8 protein-coding genes are annotated in these 13,816 nt (G+C 59.1%); 7 read left to right on the top strand and 1 reads right to left on the bottom strand.

Annotated features, from left to right (window positions below):
• Positions 1-24 precede the first annotated feature (24 nt).
• Genes WC529_07495 through WC529_07465 form a run of 7 tightly spaced genes read left to right on the top strand, consistent with a single transcriptional unit; the run spans position 25 to position 11,834 of the window.
• On the top strand, positions 25-2,325 hold the full coding sequence (locus WC529_07495) for a hypothetical protein (protein MFA5114120.1): 2,301 nt from the start codon (positions 25-27) through the stop codon (positions 2,323-2,325).
• Positions 2,326-2,362: 37 nt separating this feature from the next.
• Positions 2,363-3,496 (top strand): hypothetical protein, encoded by a 1,134-nt coding sequence (locus tag WC529_07490; GenBank protein ID MFA5114119.1) that lies wholly within the window; start codon positions 2,363-2,365, stop codon positions 3,494-3,496.
• A 15-nt stretch (positions 3,497-3,511) separates the two neighbouring features.
• Entirely contained in the window at positions 3,512-4,582 is a 1,071-nt protein-coding gene (locus WC529_07485; GenBank protein ID MFA5114118.1) for a hypothetical protein, read from the top strand.
• Between the two features lie 42 nt (positions 4,583-4,624).
• Positions 4,625-5,929 carry a hypothetical protein gene (locus WC529_07480; protein MFA5114117.1) on the top strand — a complete coding sequence of 435 codons (1,305 nt, stop codon included), beginning with the start codon at positions 4,625-4,627 and terminating at the stop codon, positions 5,927-5,929.
• 15 nt (positions 5,930-5,944) lie between these two features.
• Positions 5,945-7,093 (top strand): hypothetical protein, encoded by a 1,149-nt coding sequence (locus tag WC529_07475; GenBank protein ID MFA5114116.1) that lies wholly within the window; start codon positions 5,945-5,947, stop codon positions 7,091-7,093.
• Positions 7,094-7,104: 11 nt separating this feature from the next.
• A complete protein-coding gene (locus WC529_07470) occupies positions 7,105-8,277 on the top strand; it encodes a carboxypeptidase-like regulatory domain-containing protein (GenBank protein ID MFA5114115.1) in 1,173 nt (390 codons plus the stop codon).
• Positions 8,278-8,306: 29 nt separating this feature from the next.
• Positions 8,307-11,834: a hypothetical protein gene (locus WC529_07465; protein ID MFA5114114.1), complete on the top strand. Its 3,528-nt coding sequence runs from the start codon at positions 8,307-8,309 to the stop codon at positions 11,832-11,834.
• On the opposite strand, the gene WC529_07460 is transcribed toward WC529_07465, so the two are convergent.
• Positions 11,805-13,802 (bottom strand): S-layer homology domain-containing protein, encoded by a 1,998-nt coding sequence (locus WC529_07460; GenBank protein ID MFA5114113.1) that lies wholly within the window; start codon positions 13,800-13,802, stop codon positions 11,805-11,807. The genes WC529_07465 and WC529_07460 overlap by 30 nt on opposite strands.
• Positions 13,803-13,816 lie beyond the last annotated feature (14 nt).

Raw genomic sequence — 13,816 nt, 5'->3', positions numbered from 1 at the left:
TATTCAATAAAGGGGGAAGATTCAATGAAAAAGATATTAGGGTTAATTATGGTTTTGGGTATTCTGGTGGCGGCGAGCGGTGTTGGGTGGGGGGTGGTGCCGAACAAGATCAGTTTTACCGGTAAGTTAACCGGGCTATCAGGCCCGCGGCAATTGACCTTCACTTTTTACGACGCGTTGACCGGCGGAAATCTCGTTGACACGGCCGATCATCCGGTTACGGTCACTCCTGATCCCACCAGCGGCATATTTTCCACTGAAATCGACACGGCTGGCACCGCCCTGGTATTTGACCGGCCTTACTGGGTGGAAATTAAGGTCGGCGAGACCGTCCTCTCCCCGCGCCAGGCGCTTAACACCGTGCCTTACGCCTTTCGGGCGGCGTTGGCGGACAGCGTTGTGGGCGGGAGCGGAGGTGGACAATGGTCTTCCTCCGGCAGCAACATATATTATTCCGGCGGTAATGTCGGAATAGGCTCAAACACTAATCCAACAGCCAGATTGCAAGTAGTTGGACCGACCAGCGGCGGTGGTTATGGGGTAACCGGGGCGGCCATGGGGAATATCGGGATCCTGGGCGAAGGAGTGGAGGTTGGCGCCGGCGTTGCCGGGGTAGGCGATAACGGCTACGGTGTTTACGGGCGCAGCACCAATAAGATCGGGGTATTCGGCGGCGGCGGCGCCGCCGGCGGTTCGTTCGAAAGCGTCAGCGGCTTCGGAGTATTTGCCAAAGGCCCCAAGAATTTCTTTTCCGGCAAGATCGGGATCGGGACCTTAAACCCCGAAGTTCCGCTTGACGTGATCGGCGGCGGTTACCTGAACGAGTACAGCAGCGCTTCTTACCCGTATCTGTCGTTCCGCCGCTATCGCGGTTACCCGACCAGCCCGAGCGCCGTGCAATACGGCGATGTCCTGGGCGGCATCTTCTTTTGGGGGTATGGCAACGGCTTAAGCCGTTCCGGCGCCAGCATCAGGGCGATCTCGACGGGAGCCCCTGTGTCTTATGCTCCCAGCTTGTTGTCTTTTTCTACTTCCAACGGGTCCGTGTTTGAAGAGCGGATGGTCATCAATGATGTCGGCAATATTGGTATCGGGACTGGAACCACCAATCCAACCAGCAAGTTACAGATTAAAGGAACGACCAATACGTCATATGTTTATCTGGGCGCCAACGAGGATATCTATCTGCGGCCGGGGAAAGACACCGGCAGCCTGATAATCGATCGGGGAAAAGTCGCGGTCGGGACGACGAGTCCAACCTCGCCGCTGCATGTTGTCGGCCCGACCAGCCTGAAATATGCCGCCAGGTTTGAAGGGGGGAGCGACGGCGCCTTATACGTCAACGGCAATTCCCATTTGTTCGGCAATGTCGGGATCGGCACGCCAGGTCCCTCCTCACCGCTGCATGTTGTCGGCTCAACGAGCTTGAAATACGCCGCCAGGCTGGAGGGGGGAAGCGATGGCTCCCTCTACGCGGATCGGATCGATGCCTATGCTACTTCCAGCTTGGGTATCGCTTTGAGAGCGAAAAGCTCGAAATGGCATGCCCTTTATTCTTATGCTGATGTTGTTGACGGCTTGGGTGGGGATGGGCTCAACGCGACCGCGCTCAAAGGCGCCGGGGTATATGGACAGACGCTTGGCTCTTACATAACAAAATCCGCTCATCGGCCTTCTACCGCGCACGACGGCAAAGCTGTCTATGCCCACGCTTCCGGCAATAGCGGCAACAAGATCCTGTATTACGGCAACCTGGATACGACGACGACCGGCTATAAGTACCTTGCCTGGCTGGAAACGAACGCCTCGGAAAAATTTACCGTTGACTCCAACGGGGGAGTCTGGAAAGCGGGCTCGGTCGCCGGCGGCGATTATCACGGCAAGTACGCCGACATCGCCGAATGGATCAAGGCCAGCGACAAGGCCCTGGAGCCGGGCGACGTCGTCGTGCTCGATCAAGCCAACGCCAAGAACATCAAGAAAAGCGCGCGGCCGGCCGACAAGCTGGTTGCCGGCATTATTTCGGAAAAACCGAGTTTTCTCGGCGGCTATCTTGACGAATTAATGGACAAGAACACTCCCGACGCGGAACAGCAAATGGCCGCCAAGGGGTACGTTAAGCTGGCGCTGGCCGGACAGGTCAAAACCAAGGTCTCGGCCGAGAACGGTCCGATCGAGATCGGCGACCTGCTGATTACTTCCGCTACGCCGGGCTGCGCCATGAAAGCGCCGGAAAATCCCCGGCTGGGAACGGTGTTGGGAAAGGCGCTCGAGCCGTTAAGCGCCGGGACCGGCAAGATTATCGTGCTGGTGACTTTGCAGTAATCGGGTTGCTCGAAAAGCCGAAAATGTAAATGGAATAATGAAAAAACTGTCCCTTATCTTTATTTTGCTCTGGCTGGCGACTTCCGCCGGCGGCGTTGATTTGAAGGCGGTCGTCCCCGGCGGGTCCGGGCAGCCGCAATCGGCCGACGGCCAGATCAAACTGATCGACTTTCAAGGCGAAGCGCCGGCTGGGAAAGCGACGGAGGGTAGTACGACGCTGATCATCGGCGGCGCGGCGCTGCTTGGCGCGGCCGGCCCGGCGCCGGAAGTCGAAGGCTGGGTGCCGCTCGCCATTAAACGGCAGGGGAAAGATCTGGAGATCAGCTGGAATAACGACCTATATCCCGCTCCGCGGCTCTTTGCCCTGGACAGCGCCACCGCCGGCGACTACCAGAACAATTACGACGACAGCAAGTGGTCCCTGGTCGCGGCTAACGGCGCCCTGGTCGCCGGAGTTACCGGTTATTCTTATTCACCCGGCAAATTGGTCCACCAAAACCAGGTCGGGACCGGTACGGCGGCCATGTATTACAAAGGGATCCAAGCCGGAGCAAGCCCGGCGGCCTATTTCTCGCAGGCGGGAGCGGTCGGCAAGATCAACGTTACGGTCGGGCTGGACTGGAACATGGTTTCGCCGACCGTTTTTGCCAATTCCTTGAACAAAACGCTCGGGACCGACTTCATCGCCGGCGACGAGCTTTACAACTGGGACAATTCGAGCCAGCAGGCCTTGTCCAAGGTCGCCGTTTTCGACGGGACCGCCTGGCAACTGGTCAATTCCGCCAGCTGGAACAATCTGGCCAACGGCGTCGGCTACGGCTTGAATATCCTCAACCTGCCTTCCGGCCAGACGACCCGGACCATCACCTTAGTTGGGAATGTCCGGCCGGACAATTTTGCCGCCGTGATCAATAAGGACTGGAACAAGATCGGCGCTCCTTTCCCGCACTATACGACACTGAACGGCAACTCGGGTTTTACCGCCGGCGTCAGCCAAAGCGGCGACGAGTTTTGGATGTGGGACCTGGCCAGTAAAGGGCTGACCAGGGTCAGCAAGTTCAACGGCAGCGTCTGGACGCCGGAATTCGTCCTGCGGCCGGGCGTCGGCTACGGTTACAACTATATGGGCAAGGAGACCGAGCCGCTGCCCTGGCAGATCAATAAGCAATAAGGAGGAAATGTTGACATGAACAAATTAAAACAAAAGGGGGTCTGGCTGCTGCTGGGTTGGTTGGCTGTCGCCGCTCTTTCGCCCGCCTGGGGCGCGCTGTACGCCGGCAACGTTTTTCTCAGCGCTACCGTCTTGAACGGCACGCAGATCGTCGGGGTTTTCACCGCCAAACCGCACCAGAACACGCTCGCGGCGGACGGGATTGCCACCGCGGTCGTTGCCGACAACCAGACCTATGCCGGCACCACCTACGCCAAAATGATCAGCATTGAAAAATGCCCGGCCGAAACCGCTTATATTCTGTTGAAGGGGGGAGGGATATACGCGGTCACCAGCGTTAAGCTGAAAGACTCATCGGCGCCCAACATTGTCCTGCCCAAGCCGGATTTTTACACGACCGGCGATCCGCAACCACCGGTCATCGGCGAGATCAAAAAGGGATTTGAAACGGCCAAAGTGCTTTCCCTGACCTATGATCCGGCTTACGACTATTCCGGCACCGGGATCGAGATCATCGGCAGCGGCAGCGGCGTGCTGAAACAGGGCAAGGTGGCGGAGTACTCGATGGGGGAGATGGTGAACGGCGTAACGCTGGAAAGCAGCAAGACCTACACCTTTAAGATCTGGGGGATCGTCAGCGGAGTGACGGAGAACCAGGCCAAGTCGAACGCCAAGGACTTCACCATGAACAGCGGCGGCGCGCAAAACGCCTCGACCGAGACCTATAAACTTTCCGCCGCCGGTTTTGGCTTGAACACCCTGGCGATCTCGTTCGACCGCGCTAAAGGGGAGGTCAAAGGGATCGGCGGGATGAGGGTCGCTACCCAGGGGACCGTCCTGACGGTAGAACGGGTGATCAAGGAGATCAACCGCCAGGCGGGCGGAAAACTGATCGTTAAGTCTGTCGGCTTTTACGATAACGCCCGCAAGGTCCAGGTCGGATTGTCCCGGGTCGATGCGGTGCTTACCGATTCGATCGCGGTCAACGACACGGCGCAGAACATCCTTGACCGCGACGTGACCGGACAGCCGCTGCAGATCGCGGTTACCGATGACCTGTGGTTCGAACTAACGGGGTATAAATAAGAACAAGTGCGACGTTTCCTGCTTATAATTTTAATAGCGTTGTTGGCCGGCGGAGCCGCCCTGGCGGACCAGCAGGCCCCCTTGTATCCCAACGCCTATTGGGTGACCGGTCTTCTCCGCCAGAGCTTGGCGCCCGCCGGGACCTACCGCGTGGTCGCTTGCCGCGACAAAGCGGCTGCCGCGGCGGCTTACGGTTATTGCGACGTCAGGGTAGGTTCGGAGAACACTTACGCCGTCAACCTGCTCGAAGATAACCGTTTTATGCCCGCCGTCGGGGAAAGCTATTATGTCGGCGTGGTCGGCAAGCCGGACGTTAACGGCGATATTTACGGCGTCAACTGGAAGGAATTTACCGTCGGACCGGCGAACAAGGGGTACGTGCCGTTCGACCTGACCTTGGTCAAAGGGCAGGGCATCGACGATCCGACCAAACCGCCGATCGGCCCGGACTCCGGCCTGATCAATCACGCGCAGATCGAGCGGGTTGCCGACAGCCCGGGCTCCGGGATCAGGTTGCAGTGGCTGTATTCCGACGCTCTAGCGGTCAAGCGGGCGGATATCTGGCGCCTGGCCGGGGCCGGAGAGACCTATTCCGCCAATAAGACCTGGCTCCTGGCCGCTGCCGATCTAAGCGCGACCGAGTGGATCGATAATTTTAAGGACGCGGCCAATAACGAGATCAAGGTCGGCAACAACATTAACGCGTACTATAGGATCATTCCCGCCGGGACAGTGCCCGGGCCCAGCTCGGCCGACCCGAAGATCTTCGATCCGCTTAATAACGAAAAGACCGTAGGCAAAGTTGATATCGTTTTAAAAGAGCAATACAACGCGATCACGGCCCCGTTCAAGCTGGACAATTATGCCTTGTCAGCCCTGATCGGCGAGCAATTGGCGGAAGGTGACCAGATCCATTACTGGAACGATCGCGACCAGACCTACAACATCATGACCAAAACGGCCAATTGGCCGTCTTACACTTTTAAGGAAGTCGAGGGCTTCTTTGTTTACCTGTCCGATCCGCAGAACAAAGGGCGCCGCGAATACCTGACCCTGGTCGGTTTCGTCGGCGGCTTCCCGGCCGGTTTCACCTGGCCGCTGGGCAAAGAGTACAATCTGCTCGGTTATCCGTATCCCGGCAGCGACCTGGCCAACACCCTCGGGTTCCGGCCGAACGAAGGCGACCAGTTCCACCAATGGAACTGGATCAGCCAGGGATTCACTTTAACTACCTATGTCGGCGGCCAGTGGAAGGATGAGGCGGTTACCGTCCTTGCTTTAGGCGAAGGGAAATTCTATTACGTTCCCCTGACCAGTCCGACTGATAAGTGGGAATTGAAATTCTAAGGAGGATGAGCGTTTATGCGTAAAATATGGCTGAAAAGGTCGGTGATCATGCTGCTCTTGCTGCCGCTCCTGGCGACGCAAACGTTGGCAGCCGGCATCGTGCTGAAGATCGCGGAGAACGGCTTGCAAGGCTGGACCGGCACGCTCAACCCCGATTACACCGGCGGGAACGCCGACGCTGCCAATATCGAATTCTTCAAGGGCTCTATCCCCGGACCGCTGGAAACCGGCGGCCGCTTCGCTCCCGCTTACACCTGGCTGCCGGGCGCCAAAACCCATCAATACGACGACACCGGCGTTAACGGCGGCAGCGTTTATATCCGCAGCTGGGACGGCCCGGCCCGGACCCAGGGAAGCTATTACGGTAAATCGGCGCCTTATGCCGCCGCGTCCGGCGCGCAGCCGGCTTTACAGTACCCCGTTGCCCCATTTAAGACCGACTTCCTGGCTGACAAGCCGAAGAACGCCCCGATCATCAATGCCGTTGCCGAAGCGAACAAGCGGATCGGGGAGACGCCGAACGTGGTGTTGAACCTGGCGGTCGACTACAGTTACAGTTTGGGCATGCCGAAGATCGAAGTGACCGGCTACGATCTTAAGTATTGGATAGCGCCTGAGACCGAGCCGGCCGACAATGACGCTAATCGGGTAGTTTCGCTCGGCGGCACGACCTTTAACCTGCCGGCCAATGACCCGGTGACCAATGCTCCGTTCAACAGCGGCACCTACTATTTTAAGGTCCGGGCCAAGAACTGGTTCGGTGCCGGTCCCTGGAGCGTTACCAAGGAATGGAAAACGCTGAGCGGCGCCGCAGGCGGCCCGAGCACCAAGACTTATGATTTTAACGTCGTCAGCGCCCTGGGCGTCAACACTTTTGCCGTTCCCTTTACCACTATTGCCACACCGGACGTCACGACCGTCAGGAAATTCGTCAGGCAACTGAACAACACGGCCGGCGGCAACGTGGTCGCGCTTTGCGGATACTGGGACAATACCGCCAAGGCCTTGAAAGGCGGGCCGGTCACTTACAAGAGCGCGACACTGAACGCCTTTGACGCTGAAACCGCCACTATGTTGGGCGGCCTCGGCAATATCGTCGCTGACCGTGCCTACCAGATATCGGTCACCCGGGACGTCAGTTTGTCCATTACCGGAACGAGGTAAAGAACCAGCTAATGCTAAAAAGGGTCATCTATCTTAGTTTGTTCGTCATGGCCACGGCGCTGGCAGCGGCTGCGCTGCCGCCGTACCCGGTCGATTACCCGCTGACCGGTAAAGTGACCGGTCCGACCGGCGTCGGTCTCGGCGGCCGGACGATCAGGCTGTATCGCGACCAAACCAAGGGAATAGCAACTACGCTTACCAATCCGGACGGCACTTTCCGGCTTAACGTGTTTGACGTCTGGCCCGACGGCATCAAGGTCGGCGACGATTATACCGTTGATTCGCCCGTCAAGGACGGGGCGGAGGGCAAGCCGCTGACCGGCAAATACGTTACCGGCTACGGCTACGATGCCTTGCCCGGCCCGCTGGTCTTAACGGTAACGGGGTCAGCGGCCCCACCGGCCGGTCCGGCGACGCCGGAAACGGGCGTTGTTCCGCTGCTGGAGCCGGCTCCGACCGTGAAACTCTATTTCGGCAACCGGGTCTACCAGCCCAACCTTTACTGGGTCAAGGAGAAAGGGGACAGGCCATTCATCGTTTCGCCCGATACCAACCTGAAAGTCGAGGCGGCGATCGAGCTCCCTTACACTTTGGCCAAGGATATCGAATCTTACAAGATCGTGGTCGACGAAGGGACCTCCGCGTCCCGCACGGTCACGCTTAATGCCGCTAACGTCGAGAAAAAGACCTATGCCTCTGGCACGACGGCGGATGAAGGCTACATTACTTCTATGAACCTAAAATATAAATTCGACGAGCCGCTGCTCGAGGGGAAACACGAGATCAGCGTGACCGTCCGGTCCAGCGGCCTGCGCGGTACCGCTGCCGTCAGCGCTCAGTCCGCGACCATTGAGGTCATGGGCGGGCCGCTCCGCGTTATCGGCATCCCGATCACTTTCCCGAGCCCGTACAGCATCATCAAGGACGGGACCGTCAGCATCCAGTACGAACTCTCCGCCAACGGCAACGTTACGGTTTACCTGACGTCGCCGACCGGCGAGATCGTCAAAAAATGGAACTGCGCCGCGGGAGCCGAAGGCGGCAGCGCCGGCGTTAATAAACTTACCTGGGACGGCCGGAGCGACCAGGGTTACCAGGCCGGCAACGCCATTTACCTCGGTTCGATCCTCTCGCGCGATGAGAATCGCTTGCTGGCCAAGTATAAACTGACGGTCGTGAACTAACGAAAGGTGAAGGGATGAAAAAAATATTATTGTGCCTGTTACTGATCGCCGCCGCGACGGCTGTGCTGGCCGCGACCGAAGAGGCCGGCCTGATCTGGTCGCTGCCCGGGACCAAACTCGCCCTGCCGGCGCTCTTTACCGACGGCGAGGGCGGTATCGTGCTTTTTTCCCACGATGTCGGCGCTTATGACTCGGTCAACAAGACGATCAGCAAGATCAGGGCCCAGGCCCGGCGGATAACGCCCACTGGTTCCCTGCAGTGGACGACGGTCCTTGGCACCAACGAAGCCAGCAGCTCGGTCGGCTGGGGGAGCGGTTTTTCCGCGCAGAAAAACGGCGCCCGCGCCGCCGATTATAATTACGTTTTTGGCGTCAACCAGATCAAGCCGATGTACACCGGCCGGGCCGGCGCCGTCACTTTTCGGAACACCAGCGCCGCGCCGGCCCGCGTGGCGCTCGACGACGGAGCGGGAGGCTTTTTCGCCACGATCGGCGGCACGGGGGTCCTATACGGCTTGAAGATCGACCAGACGGGAACGCTGACCACCACGATTAACCTGGTAGCAAAACCCGGAGTGGATATGACCGATGTCAGGGAAATGTCGCAGACCCCGACGCTGATCAAAACTTCCGACGGGGAATACGCCACGGTTTGGATAGAGGCGGCAACGTCAGAAGGCGGGATCGATCTCGACACTTCCTCGATCGTCTATATACAAAAAGTCGACAGCAGCGGGAACATGCGGTGGGGCGGCGGGACAACGAATACCGCTTTGCGGCTTACTCCCGCCGCGCTCCTGGTGACCGACCCCTTGGCAACCGGCGAAGCGAACGGAGAGATCCCGGTGATCGCCAGCGACGGGGCCGGCGGAGCCGTCGCTTTTTGGGTCCAGGACATGAGGAACTGGCAGACCCAGCGCAAGATCTGGGGGGCCCACATTCTCGCCAATGGCACTTTTGCGCCCGGCTGGGCGTCGATGGATATGCATGTTCCGAGCGGGACGATCGCCAATCTTTCCGCCATGTCGACGCGTGAATCGGACGGAAACAATTACTACTATATCGCTTTTAATACTTCGCCGACCACTTTGGAAGAATATTTTGTCATGCAAAAGTTCCAGGCGAACGGCTCGGCGGCCGCCGGTTGGCCTCCCGGCGGGATCCTGATGGATAATGAAGGACGCAGTACCGGTTATTTGGCTCCCGATGGCCGGGATGGCGCGTTGTTCTCGTATACCGCCCATCCGGACAGTTTGCCGGCGGGACTCAATTACGGCCGGGTGGCGCGCGTTACCAGCGGCGGCGGCCTGGCCTGGAAAGCTAACCTCACTACGGGCTTTGACTACCCCGCGCCGTTGACCTCGAAAGCGACCGCGGCCGAGATCATATACGTGTCCAGTACGCTTGAGGGCGCGCAATTTAGGGTGGTAGTTACTAAATTAAATCCGTTGGACGGCTCGTTCAACTGGCAAACAAAGATCGGTGCGCCGGGGATCGATTATTTCGGCTTGCCGGTAAGGGACGGAGCGGGCGGCGCCATCGTTACCTGGTGGAACAGGGATGCTCTTCCCGTTGGTGAAGCGGACATGCTGCCCAGAAGGATATATGCCCAGCGGATCAGCGGTTCGGGCGAGGTGTTGTGGCAAAACCAGGCGATGATCACCGTCGAATCCGGCGCCGCTGATAATGACTATTTTACGGCCGGCGTTAGCTGTCTTGGCACGGGGGAAGCGAATGTCCTGACCATGCCGCTGGTCGGGGTCACCGGATTGCTCGCCCGGGTCGGCGACCAGTCGGTTGACCAGCTGCTCTACAACGCGCAAAAGCTTGATGCTGCTTCCGGACGCAAGCTGTGGGGTTATGACGGAACGACTTTCCATGTCTTACCTACTTATGACACTGATAATATCGGTTCTCTGGCGGTGGGAGCCGATGACCGGGGCGGAGCGATCTTTACCTGGACCTATTCCAAAGAGGTATACGCCAGCTGGGTCGACGCCAACGGTTCGCCGGAAGCGGCCTTTTTGTCCGGCCCGGCCGTGGTGGCGGTCAAGACCGCCGCCACCAATAATACCTTCCCGCAGGTCCATTACACCGGCAGCGATACCGCCGTTATCCTGTGGGACCATAATAATAGCGGGCTAAAAACCTTCCGCGCGCGCACGCTGAGCCGGAGCGGGGCGCTGGGCGCCACCAACGTGCTGGCCAGCGGCCGCTCGGGGATGAACGTGACCAGGAATTCCTACCAGCTGGCCGACGGCCGGATCCTGGCGGTCGCCGACGATTTCCAGGTCAACAAGGGGAGGGGCCTCTTGATCAGCACCGCCGGCACGCTGCTTGGCAGTATAGAAGCCCCCGCCGGCCATGTGCTCTCCTCGGTCGCCCCGGCCGACGACAATACCGTGCTCTTCTCTTATTGCGCTTCCAGCGAAGCTTATAAATACGTCGGCGGACAGATCTACATCAATAAAGTCCCGGTCAGCAGCTGCGAAGGGGCGGCTTATCTTGTCGATCCGGCCACGGCCTGGCAAGTGCTGGGCCCGTCCGTGCCCCAAAGCGCTAACTTCGGCTATTCGCTTAACTACGACGGCAGCGGCGGCGCGATCGTGATCTTCATGGACCTGCGCGGCTTGTCGGCCGCCCAGGCCCAGCGTTTCAACGACCTTTACCTGGCCGACGGCTTGGACGGCATTTTATCGGCCGAAACGATGGCCATGCCGATCGCCGTTTACGGCCAGCGGCTGGACCGGAACGGCAACCGTCTTTGGGGGGAGAGCGGCGTCAAACTTTCCGACGGTTCCAAGGCGCAATTCTGGCCGGATAGCATCGCCAGTACCCCGAACGGAACGGCGATACTGGCTTATCTGAACATGGATACTTCTTATGACAAGGGACAGATCGGCGTTTTCGTCGAACCGCTGATCCCGGTCCGGAAGGTCGGCGCGATCGGCAGGAGCAACTTTTCCGTCGCGGCCGACGGCCTGGCGATCTCCTCCGCCGAACGGCGCGATTCATCGGCCAGCCCGGAAGTGATCGTGTCGCTGGCGAATCCGGGCGATATCGCCAGCCTCAAGGTCTACGTCAACAATGAGCTGAAGCTCAACAAGACGACCGGCCTGTCCGCCACCAATACCTTTACCCTCGACCTGTCGGTCAAAGGGACCTACGATATCAAGGTCCTGGTCACCGACCGGAACGGCAATGAATCGGTCATCAGTTTCACGCTGGAGTCGCCGGGCGCCGGCGTCATGGCGGTCGTCGGCACTCTGACCATCGCGCCCCTCCCTTATACGCCGACCGCCGGTGCGGCGACGATCAGCTATGTCCTGGCCAACGACGCCAGCGTCCGGCTGCTGGGGATGTCGCCGGTCGGCGGCGAACCGATCATCAACCGGACATTCCCGGCCGGGACCCAGGGAGGAATGGCTTCTTATAACGCGGTCAGCTGGGACGGCAAGGACCAAAGCGGTAATTATGTCGGCAACGGCATCTACCCGGTCAAGCTGTTGACCGCCGACGGCAAGGAATTAGGGAAGGCTTATATCGTTGTTAAGTAAGGTTTGCTTGACCGGCTTGGTCCGGTAAAGCATTTCCGCCACTTCGGCGCGGGTTAAGTTCCGGTTCGGCTCAAAATTCTGGCCGCTCAGGTAATTGAGTATCCCGCCTTCTTTGGCCGCCATCACGTCCAGCACCGACCAGTGCCGGCCCGGCAGGTCGGGGTAGGGCGCCTCGATCAGTTTGCCGCCGGCGATCGACAGGTCGGCAAAGCGGGCGATGATCGTCACCCCTTCGGCCCGCGAGATCTTCCCGTTCGGCTTAAATAAGTTGCCAGGATATCCTTTAGCCAGCCCAGCATTAACTGCCAAAGCGATGTATTTTGCCGCCCAGTGTTTCGAGTTTAGGTCTTTGAATTTCGGATTTGTTTCGGATTTAGTGTTTAGGATTTCGGGTTTTGCCTTGACCAGCAAAGAACATAACTCAGCCCTGGTAATATCCCCCTCGGGCTTGAATAGCCCGCCCGGATAGCCCGAAATAATGTTAAGCGTCGCCAGCGCCTCGATCGGCAGTTTCGCCCAATAGCCGGCTCCCACGTCGCTAAAACTGACCAGCCGGACGGCCCGCCAGCCGATCGTTTTCAGGTTATTCCCGGCCGCGTCCAACGCTTCCACGGAGAGACTGTTAGCGCCGAGCTTCAGGCTCAGTTCGGCGTCAAAATAATTATCCTCGTTGATCGGGATCCCCGCTTCCACGGTGCCGGCGATCCGGTCGATCACTTTCAGCAGGCGGCCGTTCTTCTCGTAGACCTTGACCGAGATCGGGTTGGTCCCGAGCATCAAGTTGACTTCCGGCGCCCCCTGATACGTGACAAATTGCCGCTTGGGCGCTGCCAGGCCGGGAATGACGATCCGGGCAACCGCCCGGTCCGTTACCAGTCCGCGCAGGTCGATCTTTTCGCCGTAAAGGATCGAGCCGCTTTCCGGGGTAATGATCTTGAGATAAGTCTTAACGACCGGCGGCTTGGGCTTGCCCACCCCGTAAGAGAGCGAGAAATAATTGGTGGCCGCCGAAGCGAGCCCGTAATAAGCGTGGTAAGCGTAATCAAAGCGGAACTCGTCAAAACTGAGGCCGACGCCGTAGGTCAGGTCGCCGCTCTCCGAACCGAGCCGGACGGCCAGTATTTCTTGCGGCGACCATTCCAGCCCGAGCCGGGTAGCGGCCGGATTGCTGCCGTGGGTCGGATAGAACTCGTAATCGAGGCCGAGCGCCAGCTCCTGGCCGCGCCAGCTGATCTGACCATTCTCACCCAGTAGTCCGTATTTTAGCCCCAGCCTGGCCAAGGCCGGGAGCGATTCCTGCACTCCGCTGCTCCATTTAACGCCGCCGCCGAGCGCGGTGGGGACGATATTCTGCAAGACCAGCGCGGTCGTTAGCTGCCTGGTCGGCTGATATAGCGCGCCGATGTCCAGGTCAAAACCGGAGGCGGTCAGCGGATTGATGCCGGAACCGGCCAGGTTCTGGGAATAAAGCTTGAGCGACGTTCCCAGCTTCAGGTCGCTGATGTTCCACTGGGGGAACTGGCATTGCTTGCCGTAAGAAAAAAGCAGCGCGGCATTGTTCCACTGGTAGCTGACCGTGCCGGAGGGCGAGGGGAAATACTTTTCTTCGCCGCCGATCACGATCACTTCGGGCGAGGGAGCGGTAAAAGAAAGCCCGCCGCCGGTATAGGCGACGCCGAAATTGCCGAAGCGGCTCGGGATAACGGTCGATAGCTGGGCGTAATCCATCTCGTTGGCGAATTTCCCCGACATTGAAGAGAGCTCCCACTTTTCCACCAGGGATAAGCCGGCCGGGTTGAGGAAAATGGCCGAGGGATCGTCGGCAAAGGCGGTAAAAACCTTCCCCATGCCGAGCGGCCGGGCGCCGACGCCGAGCCGGGTAGGATCGTTGGCGATCCGGACTTGGGCAAGAGCCAGGTTAGCCAGCAAGCAGAGGGCCAGACCAGCGCACAGTTGTTTTGCCTTCATCTTATGGGCAATCA

The sequence above is a fragment of the Candidatus Margulisiibacteriota bacterium genome, assembly GCA_041650855.1.
Taxonomy (GTDB): Bacteria; Margulisbacteria; WOR-1; order O2-12-FULL-45-9; family XYB2-FULL-48-7; genus JALOPZ01.
Note: the sequence above shows the minus strand (reverse complement) of the source record. Positions and strands in the feature narration are given on the sequence as shown.

Excerpts from the sequence above, each read along its gene's own strand:
- WC529_07495 (MFA5114120.1), top strand. The coding sequence starts at position 25 with ATGAAAAAGATATTAGGGTTAATTATGGTTTTGGGTATTCTGGTGGCG.
- WC529_07490 (MFA5114119.1), top strand. The coding sequence starts at position 2,363 with ATGAAAAAACTGTCCCTTATCTTTATTTTGCTCTGGCTGGCGACTTCC.
- WC529_07485 (MFA5114118.1), top strand. The coding sequence starts at position 3,512 with ATGAACAAATTAAAACAAAAGGGGGTCTGGCTGCTGCTGGGTTGGTTG.
- WC529_07475 (MFA5114116.1), top strand. The coding sequence starts at position 5,945 with ATGCGTAAAATATGGCTGAAAAGGTCGGTGATCATGCTGCTCTTGCTG.
- WC529_07470 (MFA5114115.1), top strand. The coding sequence starts at position 7,105 with ATGCTAAAAAGGGTCATCTATCTTAGTTTGTTCGTCATGGCCACGGCG.
- WC529_07460 (MFA5114113.1), bottom strand. The coding sequence starts at position 13,802 with ATGAAGGCAAAACAACTGTGCGCTGGTCTGGCCCTCTGCTTGCTGGCT.